Genomic DNA, 22359 nt, shown 5'->3' with positions numbered 1-22359 from the left:
TATTAATACCCTATAGCAGAGTTGGAAGAAGGCGCACTAGATAAAGCAACTTGTTTATATCTTGCCTCTTTTGATTCAGGTATTGGGAATTTGTCGCCAAAATATTTTGGACTCAGAACTTTACATGCTTCATGTGGGTCACTTTTTCCTTCTGCTTCAGTCAATGCATTTTCTAATTCATTTAGTTTTTGATAAAAAGAATCCATTTGGTTATTTGACATCTTAGAGAAAACATTACTATATGGTTGTACAGGTAAATTGTATTCAATAGTATAAAAACTTTTCTCCAAATCGGTATCCCACTTTAATATAAATCTATTCTTTAATTTACTTACAAAATCTTTTAGAGCACCCAAATCATCATCTTTAAATTTTCCTGATAAGGAGTTATAAGATTGCTTATAAGAAAATAAATCGACTGCTGCAATAGTTATTCCTATACTAGGAGGACGCGAATTCCCTGAAGAGTTGAAGCAAATATCCTTCCACTTCTTCATGTATCTAACAACTCTCTTAAATTGTTTTTTTGCGTCATCTGCAAACGAATTTATGATATGATCGTTTAGACCTTCTGGATCAGCAAGATCCCAATATTTATTGTCTTTGTTAGCAAACTCCTTGCCCCAAGCAAGATACAAATTGTTATCGTACTTTGATTTTAAATACACTGTTAAATCGACATGATATGCTGGTTCATCATCTAATGAATAGGTTATAGTTACACAGGGGTTTTTTATCTTAGGTGGCGTATTAGTGTGGTTTTCAAGTATATCTCTAATCATCTTTTTAAGTTCGACACTGTCTGTATAATCTTCTTTATAGAGATCAAAGATTACACCCTCGTCTATATCATAATCTTTATCTTCAGGGACAATCCCTAGATCTACAGCATAACTACCTTGGTCAATGAACTCTAGACTAGGAGCATCTTTTTCCTTTTCTTCAAACTTGGTCTTAACACCATTCTTTATTTTATCTGTAATGATATCTCTTTTTTCCCGTAACTCTTTATTTTCCTTAAAACGTTTTAGTTTAATTGCATCATGGAACTCTTCAAATTGTTTTTGAATATCTGCCATTTTTTAACCCCCAAAATTGTTTTATTTTCTATTATTATACGACAAAATCTGGTAATCATATAACTATCTAAAATGTATGTTTAATAGAAAGATTTTACTTGTTATAGGCTGACTAAGAATTTATAAACTCCTTCGAAAAAATGTAAAATTCTGTAGTTATATTGTACCATAAATTGTATAATAGAGTACAAGAAATGCGAACGTATTTTCGCAAAAAGAATTGGAAGGTTCCATTCACTTTTATAAGAAGCACAATTTTGAGGTAATCTTAGATAGCAATAATAAAGACAGTCTTAAAATTGGGAATTTAAGATGGCAACGTAAATAATGGAGGAGAGTTAATGGACAGCCTGTTAAGTAGTAATTCATTTGAGTACCTTTTGGAGACAATCATTAAAAATGAGATATCTGCTTCGTTAAATAATCTGTATAAGGATAAAGAGTATTGCACCAAAAAATATTTAACTATCAAAGAGGTATCCTCATTAACCGGCATTGGCTCTTCCGTAATACGTCAGTTGACATTTTCGAGAGCAATGCCTCACCGAAAAGTTAAATCTCGAATTATTCTAGATGAAAACGAAATAAAAGATACAATTGATAATTATAAAAAGTTTGGTTGGACTGATCCCGATAATAATTGGGATGTGAATTCCGTTCAGTCTGAAATTGATAACTTCCACAAAACAAAGGGGGAGCCTACAATGATCGATGAAATAATTAGGAAAATAATAAGAGAAGAATTAACTATTTTTTCAAATGAAATAAAAAACTTCACAAAAAAAGACAAAGAAAGGTATTATGGCAGAACTGTTCTAACTATAAAAGAAGCAGCAAATCATTTTCGGACAAGCCCGTCTACTATTTATAGTTTAATTAAAGAAGACGGAATGCCTCACTTTAAAATCCATACTCGCCATTTTATTGTCCTTGAAGAGGCCGAAGCATATCTGTGGAGAGAAACTGCAAAATCGTATGCTGAAGAGGGAAATATATATTGGCAGCGAATTTTACAAAGACTAGATTGGGAGGAAAAAGAAAGAAACACTGCATATGAGAAGGCACTTAAAAGACTTGAAGAAAGTACATATTAAGTTTTCAGAATTACAAAGAGCACATTCCATACAAGGAGTGCGCTCTTTTACCATAACAAATTACTAGATTTTTTCTATCCACTCTTTTTTTATAACAATTTCTACTCTCTGTTTTACCACTATTTGCGATACGGTCACCTAACAATGAATTAAATAAGGAAGATGAAATCTTCGATTTTATCTTCAATATCATATTTTTCATTTAGTACTATGTAGTTATTTAACAGATTTTGTATTTCTTTTTTAGTCGAAGCATCTAACAATTCATCTTTGAAATCCTGATATTCTTCCTCATCATTTTCCTCAAGATATGTGCATTCATCTACATGATCAACTAAATCCCATTTTATATACTTTAAAAGTTCTTCTTCGTTATCACATAAATCCCTAAATTCTATTCTTTCTGCTTGAATAACAATATCTCCTTCATTTTCATCAAAAAGGGTTAGGGAAAAGTTATTCTCTTCAAGGTTTTTATATAGTTGGAATGGAGACAATTCATTAAACTGATTTAATGGAAATTCATATTCATTTAGTGTCAGAAGCCATATTAAATGACGGTTCTTTCGGAAACGTCACTGTCGTTGACTAACTTCCTTCGGAACCGCCATTTCGTTTTCCTTCTTTTAACCGCCACTTTTTTGTCAGCTATAAAAAATCCCCGTCTTTAAGACGAGGGAGATAATTATAATAATAATTTCATTTCTATATGCTCTCTATGCTTTTAAATTGCTTTGATTAACTCTTTGTTTTGCTTCTTTAATTCTTCATTTTCTTTTTCTATTTGTTTAAGCAGTTCCATCTTGTCATCCATGCTCATGCTTTTTATGGTAATGGTACTTAATTTGGTCTCCATTAAATTAACCCTTTCCGAAGTCAAATTGTTTATTTAATATCTCTGGTCAGCGATTACTCTTTCTACGGTATCTTCGTCAACTAACTTATCTTTTCTCGCAACGCAATCTAATAAACACTCTGTACATAAACGATTTGTTAATCGTAAAATTCCTTTTGTGTACGTATAAATATTCTTCATGGCAGCTTCCGTAAATATTTGTCTTTCTTCGCCTGCAACTTTCAAATGATGCTCTATATATTCTTTCATTTCATCATACGTTAATCCTACTAAATGAAAACGAGTTGTAATTCGTTGAGAAATAGCTTCTAGACTTCGAAGGCGTATTTTATCACGTAATTCTGGTTGCCCCACTAAAATAAGTGCTAAAGGGGATAATGAGTCAATTTCAAAGTTTGTTAAGAAACGAATTTCTTGCAACATTGTAGGCGATAAAAGGTGTGCTTCATCGATCACTACAATCGGTGTTTTTTCCTTGTTTTGATATAAGTCTAGTAGAGCGGCTTTGAATTGTCTTTTCAGATCACTTGCTAAAAACATTGGTTCAATCCCAACTTGCACAAGCATCTCTCGGTAAAAATCCCTTGGTTTTAAAGATGAATCTGATAAATAAAGAAAAACATGTTCACTTGATACAAGACGGTCATGCAAAGCCCGTAGGGCGGTTGTTTTTCCTGCACCAACTTCTCCTGTGATAAGGCCGAATTCTCTTTGGTTAATCATGAATTCGAGTCTTGCTTGCATTTCTTCGAACTGTTCGGATTGGAATAAATCATGCGTTAATATTTGTTTTTGAAAAGGGGTTTTTTCCCACCCAAAATAAGCTGCTATCATTTGTCTTCACCTCTTATAATGGAACTGTAACTTAAGCGTCCCAATTGCTCTTTCTTTTTCTTTTCATGCTCAGGAAGGATGAGTTCTAAAAAGTTATATTGTGTTTTTATTTCTTCTTGTGTTTCTTCTTCCATAATGAACCGTCTATCAATTGTTCGATGAACTTCCAAAGCGTTTGCCATACCAAAGCTTTTTCCATCGTGCCACACTTCAAGATGATTTAAATCGATTGGGTCGTATCGAACAATAATTTCACTGCCACTAAGCACAGAATCTACTTCATATTTATTATTTTGAAAGGATATACACCCTGTCTTATCTACCTTTCTCTTTTCCTCCCATAAGAATGCTTGCTTCATTTCTTCTAATGTGGGAAAAACGAGTGGATGATCATTTTCTTCAAAACGCTCTCTAGGTGTTTGCTTTGTTTCTCCATGTTTGCGTTCATGATAGAACGTACCTAACCAAATTTGAAAATAATGATTTAGTTCCTCAATGGTTTGTATTTTTCCAGATTCGATTAAGTCATAAGCTTCAACTTTAAAAGAGGTATCGACAAACTGGAAAAAGCGCTCTAATTTCCCACGTCCTTCAGGACGTCCAGGTTTAGAGTGGGAAAGTTTAATCCCTAACTTTGCACATGCAAGTTTTAAAATATCCGATCGATATACTGCTCCGTTATCGACGTAAATTTGTTCAGGCTTCCCTTGAGAAATCATTGCTTTTTGTAAACAGTCTTCTAATTGTGGTCCTCGTTCCTGAAAGTAAAATTCGCCATGGACGATGGACCTTGAATAGTCATCCATGAATGCAATGAGTTTCGCAGTGAGTCTACGCTCTGGTTTATTAGGATCTGGAAGATAAAGTGTATGTTGAACATCCCCTTGCCAACATGCATTTCGATAAGGGAACTCAAAACGACGATAACTCCCCGACTTTGATCCTCTTAATTTCTTTCTCGTAATATTTAGCTTTCTTAATTGTTTCGATAACGTACTCTCTGATATTTCTCCTTGTTTAATAACACCTGCTAACTCTAGAATACGAATGATTTGCTCGACAGAGCGTTCAGGCTTTTCCTTTTTCAATCTAATCGCTTTCGTTAATACTTCTTCTCCAATCACTCTTGATGTACATGTTGCACGTTTACTAGGTTTTAGTGCTTCGAAGCCTCCTTGACGATAAAGTTGAAGATAACGTTCGAGTGTTCGTTTGCTAATGGTTTGCTCTTCTCCATATGCATTGATGTGCTTTTGATTGGATATAGATCTTAGATGTTGTGATAATTCTCCTTTTTCCAAGGTTCTGGTTACAACGTTTGATATTAAACCAAACCGAAATAGTGCGATGTTTGTTCTCAGTTGTTCGTCCATCTCCTGCCTCCTTTAAATAAAATGTCTTTTCTATTTTCTTATAAAGGGGCTCAATTGAAGAGGGGACAAGTTCTGTGGGATTTCACGACCCTTATTGGAACTTTATGGTTATTATTAGCCGTATTTTAGGCGAATACAAAATGGCATTGATGATGTCGGTGAAAGACTTCCTGAAGGAAATTCCATTGCGAGGCATTTATTCTTGTATAAGCAAATTTATCCATGGGAGAAAACCGTAGAAGGGGTAAGGATTCGAAGGATGAACTTTTTTCCAAACGGTTAAGATGAGTTGAATAAGAGTCTCCGCCACATTCGGGTGACGGACCTTTGATCCAACATTGAAGGCAGGATACACCCTTAATAACATTTTTAACATTTGCTGGGTGAGACGTTGAAGTTGTTTATTACATTGTCGTTTCCAACGTTTCAAGGTTCCCTTTGGTATAAGATAAGGGTAGCCACGTGTTATCTTTAGATTAGCACTTTGATACGTTTCTCTTTTATGAAAAATCCTCAAAAAGAAACTCTCATAGATCAATGTGTAATGAGCTCGATATGGTATTAAAAAGTCAGGGAGAATAGAGATTGTTTGTCTACAAGTTTGATTCGAGCATCTCCAGCGATAAATCCGAAGGATATAACTCTTTGACTTTGTAAGGACTGTTCTTTTGTAATAACCATGTTTATGAAGGTTACTTCCACATAATGGGCATGGTTCATTATAGACGGGTGGTACTTCATGGTAATTCCTCAAGTACCCCTTGATAGATTTAGAGATATGTTTTATGATAATCATGGTTTTTGAAAATGTTTTTGCCTCAAAGAGACGGTCATCTCTTTGGGGCTTTTATTTTGCCTTTCTTCCGTAATGGATATTTTTCTCAAAAATCCATTGTCACATATAATCTACCTCATGTAACGTCAATATTAATTCCTAAAATGTCAAAATCCGCCGTCATTGGAAATGGCGGCGGACAATTTAGACCTGAAATAGTATTGCAACCTACCCTATAGCATGCCCCCTCCTCAGTAATTACAATTTTTTGTCCATGGACTCCATGGATGTATTCTAAAATGAAATCTTTACTATCCTTTATTTTAATTTCTTTCATTTTGTATCAACCTCCTTTTCTGGCCGTTTGCACGGGTGTTCACCTTCCCTCGTGTAACTGTACGTTCGTTCCCGTATTTCCCTAATGTACAATTAAACGTCCCCCTGTTCACCTCCTTTTTTAAAAATTCGGGAAATAACTCCGTATTAGGAAAGGAACTGGTTACTTTTTTTATTATCAATTTGTTCCACCAAGTTAGTTGTATCATAAATTTCAAAAGACTATATCGATATTAATAGAAATTCTTGATGGGATATTTTCATATGGCCATAATAATAAATCGTGAAAATAGTGAAATTTAATATCTTATTATCAATACCTATTTTTATTAGGAAACGCCATTTAAAAGAGGTTTATTTTACCTCCTATACGATCATATAAGGAAACCCTTAAATAAAATCACAGAGCCAATTTCCCCTTCATTTTTCAGTGATTTAATACTAAAAAGACCATTGCAATAAGATACTTAGAATTACTATGTATCAGAACGGATGAAGTAATTTTTGATTGACAAATAATAAAAAAGAGCAAGATAGAAAATTACTTCCTAGTCTTACTCTTCTTTCTTACTGTTATAAAATTTACTAACCTAACCATGAAAAAATTAAAGCGATATATACCTATTTAATAAACCCATAGGCACAAGTTATTCTTCTCAACAATTAATTTTATTGCTTCTTCCTGAAGGTCTTTCTGAAAGTTTTCCCTAATCCCTGCCTTTCGATATATTCTCCATAAAGACAAATCCTGCCCGTCTTTCTGTAACTCTTGTACTGCCCATTGTAACCTTCTAATTTGAAAATCCTTAATACTCTCAGTTTTGTCATTCAAATACGCTTTTGTCATTGGTAGTTTATCAAGGTGTTTTTCCAATAATGGTCTAATTCCAATTCTACTACCTATTGAACTTATCGTAATACGTATGGGCTTCCCGACAGTCAACATTTCATTGACTGCAATTCTTACATTTTCGTAAATTTCCTCGTCCCGTTGCTCCCAGTCAACCCTATGATTATCGTTGACTGTTGATTTTATTTTAGGGGAGTTTCGATTCAACCAGTTCCTATCATTTCGATACAGCCATGTAAACACTCTATTGTTAAGTTGGCGTAATTCTGTTTTACTACTGTGCGGATACTGTTTTATTAAATTCATCCATTCTCTTCTGAAACTTTCTTTCTTCTCAACAGAAGAATCTTCCTTATTGATATTTACAATTTTTTGATCTTCCCCACTTCTTTTTAACCAGTATGTTTTCAAGTCTAATTTCTTCGCATATTTTTTGACTGTGGCTGGGTCTACAGCCAATTGCCTTGCCGTTTCTCTTAAACTTAGTCTTTGATTAGTAAGTTTCTTTAATTTGTTTTCCCATACAGAGCCAAAATGCTTAATCTTTGTTATTTTATATCTGTCTTTTTCTTCACGATCAGGGCCCGTTCTGAGGTAAACAAAGCCGCAATCACATATAAAAATACCAATAGGACTTTTACTATCTGCACCATACTTTATTTCCATATCGTTAATCACAGGTTTTAAATAATGGCTAGCAGCAGAATTCAAACATGGCCACGGTCTCTCTCCAAAGGGCTTGTACTCAATCTTTTTATTAAAAATATGTGAAGGAGAAATCCCTAAAAAATGTGTGAATAAAAGATGTCTAATAGGATGGCTTGATCTATTGTTTCTCCGAATCATTTCATATAGCCAATTACTATTACTATTGAAACCAATGTCGGATTGAACCATTCTTAAAAATCTATGACCATAAAAATTCACGAATGATTCTAACAACTCCTTTTGTTTTATCCTACCGTTTATATTTGCAAACCCAAGTTCTTTTAGCCTATTGATATACTGTCCTTTAAACCACTCTAATGATTTATTTTCCGTTTTGTTATTTAACATATAATCAATATCCTGTGCAAGATTGATTGCCTTATCCATGATATTGTCAGGGTAATTTAACTTAGGGTAATTTATTTTGCAAGTTTCTGGGGTGGCTGATCTATAATCATGTTTGTTATAACCCCTAACAGGGACTTGGCTATCACACAGCGGGGTATTATGCTCTGGACAAACAAGAACTCCCGGTATTTGATGAATTCTATGCCAATACATTTCTCCAAGATTATACATCTCCTCATCGGCACATTTGGGGCAAAATTTAAAGTACTGATTAAACTTAACTGTACTTGCCATCAAACCAATTCTATTGTAAATACTGCCCCCCTTGTCCCCAATCATAGATCCCTTAACTTTAGCAGCATATTCAGGTGGCAGGAAAGCCGCGTAGAATGGATACAGTGTGTGATTTGCAATTAAGTATTCTGGCATATAATGATGGCCAACAGGAAGGTTTTCCATAATACGATAGATATGAGAAGGCAAGTCCATTATTGCTGTAATACTGTCCGTACCGTATATATCCTTTTGTGTGGCTTTGATACTGACGTTTCCACTACGAACGTGGTATCTCGCCAGAACGCTGTATAAAAGTTCATCTTTATACGGTACAGGAAAAAAGGTCATCATTTCACATCACCCTGTCTGACCGAAATCGCTTTTATGACTTTTGATAAAACCACCATACCGAAGAATTTCATAAACTGTCTTATTTTCCTTTCGTCCCTCATTTACCAAGATCCTTATATCATTTACTACCGAAAATTCCTCCTTCTTTGTCCTTTTCTTTCGTTTATTTGAAGCGGATATTCCCTGAATCGCTTTTACAACCAGTTCGTTGATTTCCAAATTCCCCTCTTTTTCTGTAACTTCCTCTACAACCTTTTGAACCTCGTTTGGCTCAAAATCCAACTCTATAAGTTTCAAAATTGCTTTTTCTTTTATGGATAAACTCATTTCTTGTTCTCTTTTCTTTTGCGTTCTTTTTATTGCTTCCATCTTCATTTGCAAATCAATAGAAGCACTTTCTTTTTCGATAAATCCTAAAAAATCTACGTCCACTGTACTGATATCCTCAAACTTTGCAATCTTACTAATGTTGCCCGACTTCAAAGCCTGAATCATTGGTTTAACCAGTTGTAGATGCTTACTAGCCACCTGACTAATTGTTTCAGGCAATACCTCTTCTTTTCCTGTCATAATGGTCTCAATTTGAGCCATAGCATAGAGTTTTACCGAGATATCAATAATACCTTGGCTTTCCTCATACAGGATATTTTTAAAATCATCTGTTAAAGGAATCTGCTGCCTTGTCCATTGGTAGTCCCAAAGTGCATTAATCAATAAATCCCAGTTTTGATTGTTTTTCAACCTATCCCAAATCATATCTCCTTGACCACTTCCCCGTCTTGCCTGTCTAAATTCACTTTGCAAAATAGACAATCCAGCGGGTGTTCCTACTAAAATAACTGGAACTCCAATTGTATTAACTAGTGTTACAAAAAAGTTCAGCATCTTCTGATCCCCACCACTTTTGGCTTTACTTAAATGCTGAATCTCGTCTATAACTAAAACACCCAGCCCTGTGTTTCTCGCTATTTGAGACATAATCACCAACATATCATTTATAGTTTTTCTACCTAGGCCAAATTTTTTGTGATACTCTGTTCCCAATAAATCGTCTACCTTACGGAAAAATTCCAAGGCTAGTCCTCTCAAGGAAGAATCAAATGGGCAATCAAGTTTAAGCCATACAAGTTGATACATACTGAAATTTATTCCATTATAGTCTTTATGAACAATGACTTGAGGGTATAAAGATAAAATCCTATTTAAAGCCGTTGTTTTTCCCATGCCACTTACACCGATTATCGTAAATCCTGCTGCTGTTGTTCTAAAAACACTATTATTGCTTAATTCACTTTGCAATCCGTTGATATTTCGATGCCCTTCCTGCAAGCCCTGTGCATATCCGGTTCGAAAAGGATTTCTTGCCAAATATCCCTGCCGAATAACTCTGGAAATTCTACTTTCCAAATCCAAGTGTATCCATAACGGCTGAAAGCATTGGAATAATCTTTGTACCAAATGAATGCGATAATGTTTATCTAGCATTCTTTCTTTTGAATTGTATTCGGCATATATAGCCATTTTTTCAATGGCTTCCTCTGTAGAAAGGATAGAAGGAAGTGCTTCAATGAAGGGATTCCCACTATATTCCTCAATAACCTGTTCCCCGTATTCAGCAACAACAGCATCACAACCATTTGGAATGATGACTCTATTCATCTTTTTTATTTAAAGCCTCCTTCTGCTTTCTCAACAACAAATCATACCCTGTATCCCCCATAAATTCACTACTTTCAGATTGATTAAAAGGAACAACCTCTGAGTTTTCTATATTACTTTTATTTAATTCAAAGGCCTCTTCTTCACGTTGAATCATTTTTTCAACAGTACGGTTTTCTCGTATACTTCCAATCTTGCTTCTATTACTGGTTTGATTCGTTTGATTATGAGATGTTTTCTGTTTAGCCTGATTTACAATTTCCTCGATTTCAGTATTTAAATCAACTTTTGACTGTATTGTCTTCTCCTTGTGTTGCCTTTCTTTCAGTTTCTCGTATTCTAGCAAATAATTGACTTCTTCAACTATCTTGCCCTTACTCAAACCATCTTCAGCCCGTAAATATATATAATCCATATTTCTTGGATCATAACTTATTTCAATTTTCCAAGTCCCCCGATTCCGTGCTTTTTCAAACCATCTTTCCTTTAAGGACTGTTTTGAACCATATAGTAACCCTTTATACGCAATCCCTTTTGCAGTTACAGTAGCCTTGCCCGTTGGCATGAGATTAAGTTTTACAATATCTTCTGAAGCATGACGTAACTTTCCAGATTTGTTGTTTATCCCCCATTCCCAAAGTTGTATTGGAATAGACTCTATGCCGTCCTCCACCATCATTTCTTCACGCTGATAGTTTGTAAGATAATGTTGATTATTATGGTATAAAACACATTTAATAATTACTTGAGTAAACTGGTAAATATCCAATTGTGCTTCCAAACGGTAATCACGATCCCCACGTTCTTTAACAGGCTTTACTGAACCCGGCAGAAAAGCCTTCGTTCTTGTATTGGTCACTCGGAAATGCTGTTCAATTATTCCCTTTAAATCAGCCCTGTAAGAGGGTGTATTTAGAATTTTTATTCCGAAGTTATTAATTAGGGGCTCAACTTTACTTCCCTCTAATTCTCCTCGGTCAGCCAAAATAGATTCTGGAAGGTGTGCGGCTGGCCACTCATGTTTTTCAATCTCAATTCCGAAGTCCCGACAAAAACTAACTTTATCAGAGGCAGCATTAGCCAAAGCCATCATTGCACCAGCCCAAGATGGACCTTCCAATCCAATATATAGACCTACGATCATTCTGCTATAAACATCCATTACAGAATAAATTACAGGTCGTCCAATTATCCAATCACGATTAAATCTTGATAACAGGTATAAGTCGCCTACCGTTGCATCAATCTGATAAACTGCACCGGGACCTAATGCTTCTGTTGTAGACTCCCCAATAATTGCTCTATGGTTTTGGTCATAGTTTTTTCGACCTTTTCTTTGGCTGATTTCTTTTTTTATGTCTCTTTCCTTTTCAAACCAATATCTAAATTGATTTAGTGAAGGTAACTCTCCATAGGATTTTATTACGGGTATTTCTACTTTTCCTTTCACTTTACTGTCCATGCTAAAATAATCTTTTAACATTAATTCGTAGGTAAGAGTTAGTGATTTTTCAGCAGAGGAGTAATAATGCTTGTTTATAGCAGACCTAAATATTCTTTTGATATTTTCATCAATATTTATTCCTTCTCCTGTAACCTGTCCATGCTTTCTAGGTCTTCCTCTTTTTACATTACTAGCCCTCTTTTCCTTACCCTTACCCCCACACAGATAATAATCAGGTAAAAGGGCATTTTTGGTTTTACCGCGTTGCCAATACTTCTTTAAGTAGCGAATAACAGTACTTTCATGAACATTATGGGCTTCACATTTTTTTAGAATTAATTTTCTTCTTTCTGCTGGGTGGTAAACAAATGGTTCCAACTTCACGATATCCTTTATGATTTCCCAAGCATTGTCACGTAAGAACAGATGTTTTTTGGGAATATCCTCTTCATTAATAAGGCGGCTTCTATAAGGGTCTTTTTCAACAAGAGTTATGCTTCCCTTGTTAAGCCCTCCTTCCACGTCCGAAATATTCCTTTCATAAGGCATAGAGATGGAATGAATATTAAAAAAATACCCATAATTATGTGCTTTATTAAGCCATAAAACCCTTTCTACTACTTTCTCATTTTCTGACGTATTAAAGGAAATAAGGTTATTCACTACAAGCATTTTCTTTTTACCTCCTCATACGTTATTTGTTGTTTTACTTCAATTATTGAGTTGGATAGATTTACGTCAATTTGATTAGTCATATCTACCTCAATTTGTTTTGAAGCAATTAAAAACTTGAAAACAAACAACCCTGTTCCCGAATCGCAATTAAAATCTTTGTCAAAGTCGGCAGTAATCTTTCTAATCGAACGCTTGGCATCTATTAACCTTTCTATTAAGGCGTTACCTAAATAAATCAAATCATCCTGTGTAAAGCCTCTTTCAGCATATGAATATAAGGAGGAATGCACCCATTCAATATTTTTTGCAAACACATTAGAAATTTCTTTTTGAGTAACAACTCCCCAGTCTATTCCTTTTTCTGTCCAATATCGGCGTTCAAACTCTAACCTTTCTAATGTCATTTTCTTCTCAAGTTCCGTAGCCATTTTTATGCTTCTTGCTAAATACAAATTAACTCCATCGGCTCTGTTTATCGTTATTAGGAAATTAGTGCTTAGTGTATATGGGTATCCACTTTCTTTATCTGTAAATAGTTTGAAATTCAAATCTGATTTCTGTTGTATAGTATCTTCAAGGTCCAATAGGGGAAAATGTTCTCGTATGTCCACAACCGTATCTTCCCACTCCAACATATAAAAGTATCGAGCCTGCAAATCCGAAAATAAATGATGTACCCTACCACTCTTCCATCCTAGTATTCGTGATACCCGCCCCATAGAAGGAAAATCCTGAATAGTCAACCATGGTTTATATTCCTTACCTGCTCCTTGCCCTCGTCCTTCTTTAACAAACCGATTATATTTATTCTCATTCCAAGGTTGATTACGTTTAGTCATACTCCACTTCCTCTACTGCAATATGTATCTAGTATTCTAGTGAATTTTTAGTAACTCGATTCTAACGGGCCGGTTAGACACATTCAATATCCCCAGCAATCTTTTTTATGATTTTAAGAGAACATTATTATCATTCTTCTAACACCTAAGATATTTACTGCAAAAAAGTTTTTGTAACTATGTTAAATTAGAATAAAGTTTGCAGATACGCGTAAACACGTCCATCCCTTGCCATATCTAGCCTCAAAGGCATTACCCAACTTATTTCATGAGAATAAAGTTTGCTCATAGATTTGCCCCTTTTCAGCCGTATATGAACTCAATAATTAAAACAGATAAGAAAAAAGTTTGCTTAACCATAGAGTAGAGATTACCAAACAAAGAGAGTGTCCTAAACCTCATGAGAGCACCTTGCGGTGCCACCTGTACCATAACCGATTTCTTGCCTTCTGGTTGTTCTATGGTAATGCAGTGCTTTACTACCCTTGGAATACGGTATATTACCATGTTAATTAGTTATCAAGGGTGGGCATTAAATGATTTACACAATTGTATTGTTTATATTTGCTGGATTTGCAGAGATTGGTGGAGGTTATCTTATTTGGCTATGGTTAAGAGAAGGTAAGCCATTTTATTGGGGGGCTTTCGGAGGAATAGCCTTGGCGTTATATGGTGTTATTGCCACATTTCAAACATTTCCATCATTCGGTAGAGTATATGCTGCCTATGGAGGAGTATTTATTGTTCTTTCTGTATTGTGGGGATGGGGTATTGATAAAAGAACACCTGATTTATACGATTGGATAGGTGCTGGTATATGTTTAGTGGGTGTTTCAGTAATGTTATTTGCACCTCGCCAATAAAGTAAAAAGACAAGAATACATTGAAGGGTAAATCAACTAACGAAGGTTGTATCCCGAACCGTGTAGGTGTGAGTTTGAAAGAAGGTCTTGCGATGTCCACTATCCTCCTAAATCCCTTTTCCCTCTTGCTCTTTTTCATTTTTCTAAAATGGAACTAAGTTTTAATAAGTAGAGTTATGTATTTAGGAGACAGGCTTTTCTGTTTATTTTCACCTTTATCAAATAAAATAGAACCGAGAAGAGGTATCGTAGATACATCCCCGATTCGTTAGACTAATACATCAGACTCATACATAGTTGGCTCCCTCTTCCCCTGCCTTGTACAGTTATTTAATGTATAAGAGAGTTGTAAACTTGCAGATACAGATAATCCATTAGTATACCTTACGGTTTCCCTTGTACCACCACAATTCACCTACTTACCACGCGACCTATGCCTAATCATTTATTTATATATTTATTTATTTTTTTATGGGCGAGTGCTTCTATCCGAAGCATGTTATACACTTCTGGACGTGGGCTTCCCTTGATTGAGTTGGTTCCAATACTCTTCAGTGAGAGGGGAACGTCCCTTGTGCTGTACTTATGCAGGGATTATCCACCCCGAAAAGGGTAAGCCTGATCCTCTCTGGTAACCTCGTTACGACCACAGTTTTATATAAAAAAAGCCCTGTGATTATATACATACTAGGGATACACTCAGGGGCTCTGTATAAACTTTTTTCTTTATAAACAGATTTTTTCCCATACTTCAAACTTCAGTTTGGTTTGACACCCACATATAAAGAAGACTTTTTAAAAGGAATACCATAAACAACATGCATCCTTATCCATGATTTTTCTCCTTTGTTTGTGAAAAGTAATTCTCAAACCTTCTCCAAATAAAAAATGAGAAGAGGTATCGTAGATACGTTCCCGATTCGATAGTCTATTTATCAGACTCATACATAGACTGGTTCTCACTTCCCCTTTTTTGAAAAATCATTTTCAGATTGTAAGTGGGGGATAAGTGAGACTGACACTTTATAAACAGAAGTTATAGAGGAGACAATAGGACACCTTACGGTTCACCTATACATCCCATTTCCTTACTATATACCCGTATAGCACATGGCTGTCATACAGTAGTATCCCATACTCTGCACAAACCAAAACCCCCGGTATCTGATGGATTCCTCTTACATGACCAATTACTAATTATTTATATATATTTATTTTCTTGGGGGAAACCACTTGTAGCGCTTTTTACACGATACAGGGTGTGGGCACTTGTTCATTGAATTGCTTTCGGGTCTGTATATCTTTAGAGAGACATACGGACATCCCTTTTACCATACTTATTCAAGGATTACTCTCCCCGTAAGGGGACCCTCAATCCCTACAGGACACCTATACGGCAACAATTCCACATTAAAAAGCCCCGTTAATACATCCATATACTGGATATACTCACGGGGCTTTGTGCAAACTTTTTTCTTCTTAGGCAGACTTTTTTCTCATTCGGCAAACTTTATTTTGTTTTATCAATTAGAGTAAAAATCTATCTTTTTCTATTCTACCGTGACTGATTTCGCTAGGTTGCGCGGCTTATCGACGTCGCAGCCACGGTGGAGGGCTGCATAGTAAGAGATCAGTTGCAATGGAATGACACTGACAAGCGGTGTCAAGTATTCGTGTACTCGCGGAATGACGAGTGCATCGTCTTCCTCTTCAAAGCCCTCCATGCTGATCATGCATGGAGAAGCGCCGCGGGCAACGACTTCTTTCATATTTCCACGAATGCTTAAGTTGACGTGCTCTTGTGTCGCAATCCCGACAACAGGTGTCCCTTCTTCAATTAACGCAATCGTTCCGTGCTTCAGTTCTCCACCTGCAAAGCCTTCAGCTTGAATGTAGGAGATCTCTTTTAGCTTCAATGCACCTTCTAAACAAACGAAGTAGTCGGCTGCTCGCCCAATGAAGAAGCAGCTGCGTGTAACACTCAAGTATTCGCGAGCAATCGCCTCAAGTGTTTCTTTTTGATCTGTTAAAATTTCCATCGCATTTGCGACGATCGCCAGTTCTTGAAGCGGATTAAAATCCATTTCAATCCCTGCAGCCTTTGCTGTATCTACAGCAAGAATCGCTAAAACGGCCATTTGTGCCGTATAGGCTTTCGTTGAAGCGACCGCGATTTCAGGTCCAGCAAATGTGTGCAATGTGTAATCTGCTTCACGAGATAATGTTGAGCCTGGTACGTTCGTAATCGTTAACGTACGGTAGCCCATTTTCTTAACATTGACGAGTACCCCGCGCGAGTCTGCAGTTTCTCCACTTTGGGAAATAAAAATAAAGAGTGGTTTTTCACTTACTAACGGCATGTTGTATAAGAATTCACTTGCAATATGCGTCTCAACTGGTTTTTTGGCGATTTTCTCGATCATCTGTTTTCCAACGAGTCCAGCATGATAGCTCGTTCCTGCAGCAATAATATAAATGCGATCGGAGTCGTTCATCGCCTGACGAATATTTTCGTCGAGTTTAATATTGTCGTTTTCATCCTGGTATTTTGAAATGATGTTCCGAATCGCAAACGGTTGTTCATCAATTTCCTTAAGCATGAAATGAGGATACGTCCCTTTTTCAATATCACTTGCATCAAGTTCTGCTGTATACGGTTCACGGGATAGAACCGTACCGTCCAACGCTTTAATTGTCGCACTTTCTCTTGTTACGACAACAATTTCTTCGTCCATCAATTCAACGAATTCATTTGTTACTTGGAGCATTGCCATCGCATCACTTGCCACAACATTGACGCCGTCACTTAATCCGACAAGTAACGGACTTTTATTTTTTCCGACATAGATCGTATCAAAGTCTTCTTTATCCAACAGAGCCGTCGCATAAGATCCCTTTAATAGACGTAACGTTTCACGGAAGGCTTCTTCTGTCGTTTTGCCTTCGTTTGCAAAACGTTCAATTAACTGAACGATGATTTCGGTATCTGTTTCACTTGTTAACTCGACATCCTGAAGGTATTCTTTGTGTAACTGACTGTAGTTCTCAATGACTCCGTTGTGTACGAGCGTATAACGTTCCGTCTCACTTTGATGAGGGTGAGCATTTATTTGGCTCGGTGCACCATGTGTCGCCCAGCGTGTATGGCCGATTCCGATGAAGCCCTTTTCATTTCCGTCCACAGCTTCACGAAGAGTCGCAATACGGCCCTTTTCTTTATATACATGGATACCATTGTCATTTGCAATCGCAACCCCTGCAGAATCATAGCCTCTATATTCTAGCTTTTCAAGCCCTTGTAACAATATTTCTTTCGCATCCTCTGTTCCAACATATCCGACAATTCCACACATAAAACATTTCCTCCCTCGATGGGACAAGAAATGCCTGGGGCATTCTTGCCCCACTCTTTATTGGTCAATTAGCATTTATTTTTGTTCAAATCATGATCAACTATCCGTCTCCTAAGTGACGGCACAGTTGAACACTCTCTCGTCATTGCATCAATACGATCCCCTTTGTTCAGAAAGTCGCCTTTCTGTTTTAGGGCATCGCTTTTCGGTTGTGATGGGCAACCGGGAGGCATCCGCCGAAAAACTTCGATAAACCTCCTCCTCGTCAACTATTCAACTTTTTCCGGTCATTGAATAGTTCAGGCGCTTTTGGAAAAATATAGTTGTACGATCCTCCTCTCTTCTTTTGAATCAGATACATCATACTACACAGCAAAGAACATGGTCAATCAAAATTTTTCTTCGCTCTGCACATCGTCTTCCTTCCCTTTGTCACCTCCTTTAACAAGCTGATACCGTATAAATATAAGAGTGGGTGTGAACTTTCGTAAGCGTTCGCTTATTTCGCCTCACTTCGCTCTCATTAATTAAAATATGCACGGATAGTCGTGAAAGTGCTACCCATGCATATAGACTCTTATTCTAACGATCCTAATTCCCGCTTAACGACATCTACAATTTTTTGTACGTATTTATCGCACAGCTCTTCAGATGGAGCCTCTGCCATTACACGTACGAGCGGCTCTGTCCCTGAAGGGCGTACAAGGATACGACCTTCACCTTGCATTTCCGCTTCTACTGCATTAATTTCATCCGTAATCACATCACTGTTATGTAACGCATGTTTGTCAGCGACACGCACATTCACAAGCTTTTGTGGATACTTTTTCATTTCGGATGCTAACTCAGATAACGGTTTTCCAGACGCTTTGACAATTTGACAAAGCTGCAATGCAGATAACAAACCGTCACCTGTCGTCGTATAGTCTAGGAAAATGATATGACCGGATTGTTCACCGCCAAGATTATAGTTCCCGTTACGCATCGCTTCCATGACGTACCGATCACCAACAGCTGTTTGCTCCGTATCAATACCGATCTCTTCTAATGCTTTATAAAATCCGAGGTTACTCATGACAGTTGAAACGATTGTATTATCGCTTAAACGTCCTTGTTCCTTCATGTATTTCGCACAAATATACATAATTTGATCGCCGTCAACGATAGTCCCTTTCTCATCGACAGCGATTAACCGATCTGCATCCCCATCAAAAGCGAGCCCAATATCAGCTCCTTTTTCTTTAACAAGCTCAACAAGTCCGTCTGGGTGAGTTGAACCAACTCCATCATTAATGTTGACACCATTTGGCTTGCTTCCGATTGTTGAAATTTGATCAGCTTCTAAATCAGCAAATAAATGGGTTGCAAACGGAGAAGCCGCTCCGTGTGCACAGTCAACAGCAACTTTTAACCCGGAAAAATCGACACCGACCGTCTGTTTTAGGAACTGAAGATACTTTTGTCCACCTTCAAAGTAATCATTCACTTGACCGATTTGATCTCCTACTGGTCGCGGCAAGTCATCTTCCATTTCGTTTTCCTGCTCGAGAAGTTTTTCAATCTCAGCTTCCTGACTGTCTAACAGCTTAAATCCATCAGAGCCAAAAAACTTAATACCATTATCTTCTACAGGGTTATGGGATGCAGAGATCATCACTCCCGCATCCGCACTAAGTGCTTTCGTTAAAAAGGCAACACCTGGTGTAGAAATCACACCGATCCGCATTACTTCTGCTCCGATGGATAACAACCCTGCCACAAGAGCTCCTTCAAGCATATGGCCGGAAATTCTCGTATCTCGTCCAATTAATATTTTTGGTTGTTTATCTGTTTCTTTCGTTAATACGTAGCCACCAAATCTCCCAAGTTTAAAGGCTAGTTCCGGTGTTAGCTCTTTATTCGCTACCCCTCTCACACCATCTGTTCCAAAAAACTTTCCCATTTAGAATCTCTCCTTAAGGTTTTTATCTTTATCCGAATGGCAGGAATATGTCTTTATAGGCTTTTCATAAAAGATTGTTGCTTTTGGTTTATGATTGTTCGAATCCGCTACTGGCGGACACTTTCACCCCAAGGCACGAGTACGCCACCTACTCATGCTTCACTTCGTTTGCATTCTTTACCGTGGACAATACTTCCAGCGTGCTCCACTGTGTGCACCTAGGTGAATGTCGACTATTCCTTTTCCCGCTGGGGCTGCCGCCGTACACTTTTTCGAATGATCAATAAAACAACTATCTATATGAAAAGCACTTATTTAAGACGTTTCATCATTTTCTTCATCGTCAGACTCATCCGAATCAGAAGCTTGTGCATTTTCATCGTCACCATCGTAAACAATGAAATTCACATTTGACTGATTTGACTCCACTGTTATGTTTCGTGGACCGTTTATTTCAAGCGATACTTCATGCTCACCGTCTGATAAATCCTCAGCATTAATAAATATGTCTATATCGTCCCGATCAATACCGTCTAACTCACTTGGACTCCCCATTAAAACAATATCAATTAACCCTTCTGAAGGAGATAAAAACGAATAGCTTTTGTCCTCAGATAACCCTATCACTTCAATTTCCATATCAGAAAACTCTACCGTTTCCTCTTCAGTTGTTTCAATTTCAATCGTGATCGTTTCTGGATCAACGCGTTCAACGTCATCTGGCAGAGGCACGTCCACTTCGAGTGTCGTATCACCCGTAATTTCACTTAAATCAACTGTAATTCCATCGATGTATGAGATGCCATCTAATACATCAAGCGGACCGAAAATAGTGACAGTTTCAGGAATAGGTGTAATGGAGTCAATGGTAATACCCTCATTAGCTTCACCTTCTTCCTCAACACGTACGGAAACTTCTTTTTCTGGACTTGATATCGGTACAGAGATCTCGACATCACTAGGTTCTGTATCAACTGGAAGCTCATTTCCATTTCGGTCAAGAACGACTATTGAACTTGACTCTTGGAACGGTCCATCCCTATCGGACACATCGACAGTTGTACGAACGGAATCAATTTGTTGAATGAGCCCTTCAGCTGCCGTTACTTCAATCGTTGATGGTTCTACAGATGGACTCCCCACTGAATATCCTTCTGGAAGTTCATCTTCGTTTATTAGATCAACTTCGACCGGATAGGAAACGGTTTGTTTTTCTTGTAATGTTACAGGTACCGCCATCGGAACAATTGATACTTGCAACTCTTGCGGAAAACCACTGTGGCGAATACGTTCATAATGCTCGCCTGCTCCATCCTCTCTCAAATCAACAAATACTTCATATGTAGATCTCGAAAGTTGGGAAAGAACGAGTAGATTTTGCGGTCCTCGTAACGTCACTTGCACAGTTTCCGGTGCGTCCGTTAATACATAGTTTTCCTCATCATAAAGGATCGTTAAAGGAACATCCTCTAACACTCTCTCACCATCAGTAATTCCAGGTATCCCTCCTGGCTGAGTTCTCATGTTGTTGTTATCCATATTAACCATCAAAAATAACATGATCGCAATTAATAAAGAAACACCTTTTATGACCCAAGGATTGCTAAACCACTTATCCATTCTTCTTCCCTCCCCAATGCCAACGAGAAGAGGAACTGTTGGATTCTTTTTTCAATAGTTCATTTTCAAGTAATGTCCGAAGAGCTTCTTCATCTAAATTTCGATGTAGCTCTCCATTTTTTGTCATCGAAATGCCACCCGTTTCCTCAGAAACAGCGAGAGTAATTGCATCTGTCACTTCACTGACCCCGAGGGCTGCACGGTGACGTGTTCCAAGTTCTTTTGATATAAACGGATTTTCTGACAGCGGCAAATAACATCCCGCTGCAACAATCTCGTTTTGCTTAATAATAACCGCTCCATCATGCAGTGGAGCATTCGGGATAAAAATATTTGTTAAGAGTTCCGACGTCAAGTTTGCGTTCATCGGAATTCCCGTTTCAACGTAATCTGTCATTCCTGTTTCACGTTCAATGGAAATCAGCGCACCAATTCTTCTCTTCCCCATATAATTTGCTGCTTTAACGATGTATTCGATCGATTGCTTCACTTCTTCTTCTTCTGCCGATTGACCAGACGAGAAGAAGCGTCCACGACCAAGCTGCTCTAATGCACGACGAAGCTCAGGTTGAAAGATGATAATGATTGCTAGGAAACTGTACGCAACTGCATTTCCCATAATCCATTGCATCGTATTCAAACCAAGGTAGCCGCTCAAAAACCAGACGGCAAGTATGACGATGATCCCTTTTACTAACTGGACTGCACGAGTCCCGCGAATCACCATAATTAATTTATATATTACATATGCTACAAGCGATATATCAACGACTACAACAAGTATTCTTAATAAGGAAATGTCCTCAAGCATGGCATGTCCTCCAACATAGTGTTAACTTCCTTTTCCCTCTATTGTGGTAACTTTATCATTATATCATAAATTATTGTCATATTACTTCTACACATTTGCTAAATTTTGTCTGCATGACTTATTCGTATGCGTTTTGAAGCCTGATTATTTACTTCGTTGAAGAGTGTTGAAATTTGTCGGAATCCACATGTCATTTCATTTTAAATTTATAGGTTATTTGCACAGTATTTTCGCACAAACCTTCTTATGCTATGTCGTATCGCCTAAACTTGT

16 protein-coding genes are annotated in these 22359 nt (G+C 37.2%); 2 read left to right on the top strand and 14 right to left on the bottom strand.

The window, feature by feature from the left end; genetic code table 11:
• Positions 1-2 precede the first annotated feature (2 nt).
• Complete coding sequence (locus CD001_RS04260; protein ID WP_096186333.1) at positions 3-1079, bottom strand: cyclic GMP-AMP synthase DncV-like nucleotidyltransferase; 1077 nt, start codon at positions 1077-1079, stop codon at positions 3-5.
• A 341-nt stretch (positions 1080-1420) separates the two neighbouring features.
• On the opposite strand from CD001_RS04260, the gene CD001_RS04255 reads away from it, so the two are divergent.
• Positions 1421-2173: a helix-turn-helix domain-containing protein gene (locus tag CD001_RS04255; protein WP_096186332.1), complete on the top strand. Its 753-nt coding sequence runs from the start codon at positions 1421-1423 to the stop codon at positions 2171-2173.
• A 149-nt stretch (positions 2174-2322) separates the two neighbouring features.
• Here the strand turns inward: CD001_RS04255 and CD001_RS04250 are convergent, their stop codons facing one another.
• The 9 genes from CD001_RS04250 to CD001_RS04205 form a co-directional block, all read right to left on the bottom strand.
• Positions 2323-2670 carry a hypothetical protein gene (locus tag CD001_RS04250; protein WP_096186331.1) on the bottom strand — a complete coding sequence of 116 codons (348 nt, stop codon included), beginning with the start codon at positions 2668-2670 and terminating at the stop codon, positions 2323-2325.
• A 392-nt stretch (positions 2671-3062) separates the two neighbouring features.
• Complete coding sequence (locus CD001_RS04245) at positions 3063-3863, bottom strand: ExeA family protein (RefSeq protein ID WP_096186330.1); 801 nt, start codon at positions 3861-3863, stop codon at positions 3063-3065.
• Positions 3860-5236, bottom strand: coding sequence for a DDE-type integrase/transposase/recombinase (locus tag CD001_RS04240; RefSeq protein WP_096186329.1), 1377 nt, complete (start codon positions 5234-5236; stop codon positions 3860-3862). The genes CD001_RS04245 and CD001_RS04240 overlap by 4 nt, the downstream gene beginning before the upstream one ends.
• Before the next feature lie 196 nt (positions 5237-5432).
• Positions 5433-6032 carry a DUF6431 domain-containing protein gene (locus tag CD001_RS27220; protein WP_407081092.1) on the bottom strand — a complete coding sequence of 200 codons (600 nt, stop codon included), beginning with the start codon at positions 6030-6032 and terminating at the stop codon, positions 5433-5435.
• A gap of 115 nt (positions 6033-6147) precedes the next feature.
• Positions 6148-6348, bottom strand: coding sequence for a hypothetical protein (locus CD001_RS04230; RefSeq protein ID WP_096186327.1), 201 nt, complete (start codon positions 6346-6348; stop codon positions 6148-6150).
• 624 nt (positions 6349-6972) lie between these two features.
• The gene (locus tag CD001_RS04220) at positions 6973-8880 is read right to left on the bottom strand and encodes a TnsD family Tn7-like transposition protein (RefSeq protein WP_096186325.1); all 1908 of its coding nucleotides are present in this window, start codon (positions 8878-8880) and stop codon (positions 6973-6975) included.
• A 6-nt stretch (positions 8881-8886) separates the two neighbouring features.
• A complete protein-coding gene (locus CD001_RS04215) occupies positions 8887-10539 on the bottom strand; it encodes an ATP-binding protein (RefSeq protein WP_096186324.1) in 1653 nt (550 codons plus the stop codon).
• On the bottom strand, positions 10532-12655 hold the full coding sequence (locus tag CD001_RS04210) for a Mu transposase C-terminal domain-containing protein (RefSeq protein ID WP_096186323.1): 2124 nt from the start codon (positions 12653-12655) through the stop codon (positions 10532-10534). Before CD001_RS04210 ends, CD001_RS04215 begins: the two co-directional genes overlap by 8 nt.
• Entirely contained in the window at positions 12646-13497 is an 852-nt protein-coding gene (locus CD001_RS04205; RefSeq protein ID WP_096186322.1) for a TnsA endonuclease C-terminal domain-containing protein, read from the bottom strand. Before CD001_RS04205 ends, CD001_RS04210 begins: the two co-directional genes overlap by 10 nt.
• A gap of 536 nt (positions 13498-14033) precedes the next feature.
• Between CD001_RS04205 and CD001_RS04200 the strand changes: the two genes are divergently transcribed.
• On the top strand, positions 14034-14360 hold the full coding sequence (locus tag CD001_RS04200; protein WP_096186321.1) for a YnfA family protein: 327 nt from the start codon (positions 14034-14036) through the stop codon (positions 14358-14360).
• A gap of 1550 nt (positions 14361-15910) precedes the next feature.
• On the opposite strand, the gene glmS is transcribed toward CD001_RS04200, so the two are convergent.
• The 4 genes from glmS to cdaA all read right to left on the bottom strand — a co-directional run bounded on the left by glmS (position 15911) and on the right by cdaA (position 22086).
• Positions 15911-17713, bottom strand: a complete 1803-nt coding sequence (gene glmS, locus CD001_RS04195) for a glutamine--fructose-6-phosphate transaminase (isomerizing) (RefSeq protein ID WP_096186320.1) — start codon at positions 17711-17713, stop codon at positions 15911-15913.
• 577 nt (positions 17714-18290) lie between these two features.
• The gene (gene glmM, locus CD001_RS04190) at positions 18291-19655 is read right to left on the bottom strand and encodes a phosphoglucosamine mutase (protein WP_096186319.1); all 1365 of its coding nucleotides are present in this window, start codon (positions 19653-19655) and stop codon (positions 18291-18293) included.
• A gap of 315 nt (positions 19656-19970) precedes the next feature.
• Complete coding sequence (locus CD001_RS04185) at positions 19971-21275, bottom strand: CdaR family protein (protein ID WP_096186318.1); 1305 nt, start codon at positions 21273-21275, stop codon at positions 19971-19973.
• Positions 21268-22086: a diadenylate cyclase CdaA gene (gene cdaA / locus CD001_RS04180; RefSeq protein WP_096186317.1), complete on the bottom strand. Its 819-nt coding sequence runs from the start codon at positions 22084-22086 to the stop codon at positions 21268-21270. Before cdaA ends, CD001_RS04185 begins: the two co-directional genes overlap by 8 nt.
• Between the last annotated feature and the right edge of the window lie 273 nt (positions 22087-22359).

Origin of the sequence: Evansella halocellulosilytica, assembly GCF_002335745.1 — a bacterium.
GTDB lineage: Bacteria > Bacillota > Bacilli > Bacillales > Salisediminibacteriaceae > Bacillus_CA > Bacillus_CA halocellulosilytica.
This window is presented reverse-complemented; position numbering and strand designations above follow the sequence as displayed.

What these genes read in the sequence shown, in the direction of transcription:
- CD001_RS04260 (WP_096186333.1), bottom strand. Translation starts at nt 1,079, where the DNA reads ATGGCAGATATTCAAAAACAATTTGAAGAGTTCCATGATGCAATTAAA.
- CD001_RS04255 (WP_096186332.1), top strand. Translation starts at nt 1,421, where the DNA reads ATGGACAGCCTGTTAAGTAGTAATTCATTTGAGTACCTTTTGGAGACA.
- CD001_RS04245 (WP_096186330.1), bottom strand. Translation starts at nt 3,863, where the DNA reads ATGATAGCAGCTTATTTTGGGTGGGAAAAAACCCCTTTTCAAAAACAA.
- CD001_RS04240 (WP_096186329.1), bottom strand. Translation starts at nt 5,236, where the DNA reads ATGGACGAACAACTGAGAACAAACATCGCACTATTTCGGTTTGGTTTA.
- CD001_RS27220 (WP_407081092.1), bottom strand. Translation starts at nt 6,032, where the DNA reads ATGATTATCATAAAACATATCTCTAAATCTATCAAGGGGTACTTGAGG.
- CD001_RS04230 (WP_096186327.1), bottom strand. Translation starts at nt 6,348, where the DNA reads ATGAAAGAAATTAAAATAAAGGATAGTAAAGATTTCATTTTAGAATAC.
- CD001_RS04220 (WP_096186325.1), bottom strand. Translation starts at nt 8,880, where the DNA reads ATGATGACCTTTTTTCCTGTACCGTATAAAGATGAACTTTTATACAGC.
- CD001_RS04215 (WP_096186324.1), bottom strand. Translation starts at nt 10,539, where the DNA reads ATGAATAGAGTCATCATTCCAAATGGTTGTGATGCTGTTGTTGCTGAA.
- CD001_RS04210 (WP_096186323.1), bottom strand. Translation starts at nt 12,655, where the DNA reads ATGCTTGTAGTGAATAACCTTATTTCCTTTAATACGTCAGAAAATGAG.
- CD001_RS04205 (WP_096186322.1), bottom strand. Translation starts at nt 13,497, where the DNA reads ATGACTAAACGTAATCAACCTTGGAATGAGAATAAATATAATCGGTTT.
- CD001_RS04200 (WP_096186321.1), top strand. Translation starts at nt 14,034, where the DNA reads ATGATTTACACAATTGTATTGTTTATATTTGCTGGATTTGCAGAGATT.
- glmS (WP_096186320.1), bottom strand. Translation starts at nt 17,713, where the DNA reads ATGTGTGGAATTGTCGGATATGTTGGAACAGAGGATGCGAAAGAAATA.
- glmM (WP_096186319.1), bottom strand. Translation starts at nt 19,655, where the DNA reads ATGGGAAAGTTTTTTGGAACAGATGGTGTGAGAGGGGTAGCGAATAAA.
- CD001_RS04185 (WP_096186318.1), bottom strand. Translation starts at nt 21,275, where the DNA reads ATGGATAAGTGGTTTAGCAATCCTTGGGTCATAAAAGGTGTTTCTTTA.
- cdaA (WP_096186317.1), bottom strand. Translation starts at nt 22,086, where the DNA reads ATGCTTGAGGACATTTCCTTATTAAGAATACTTGTTGTAGTCGTTGAT.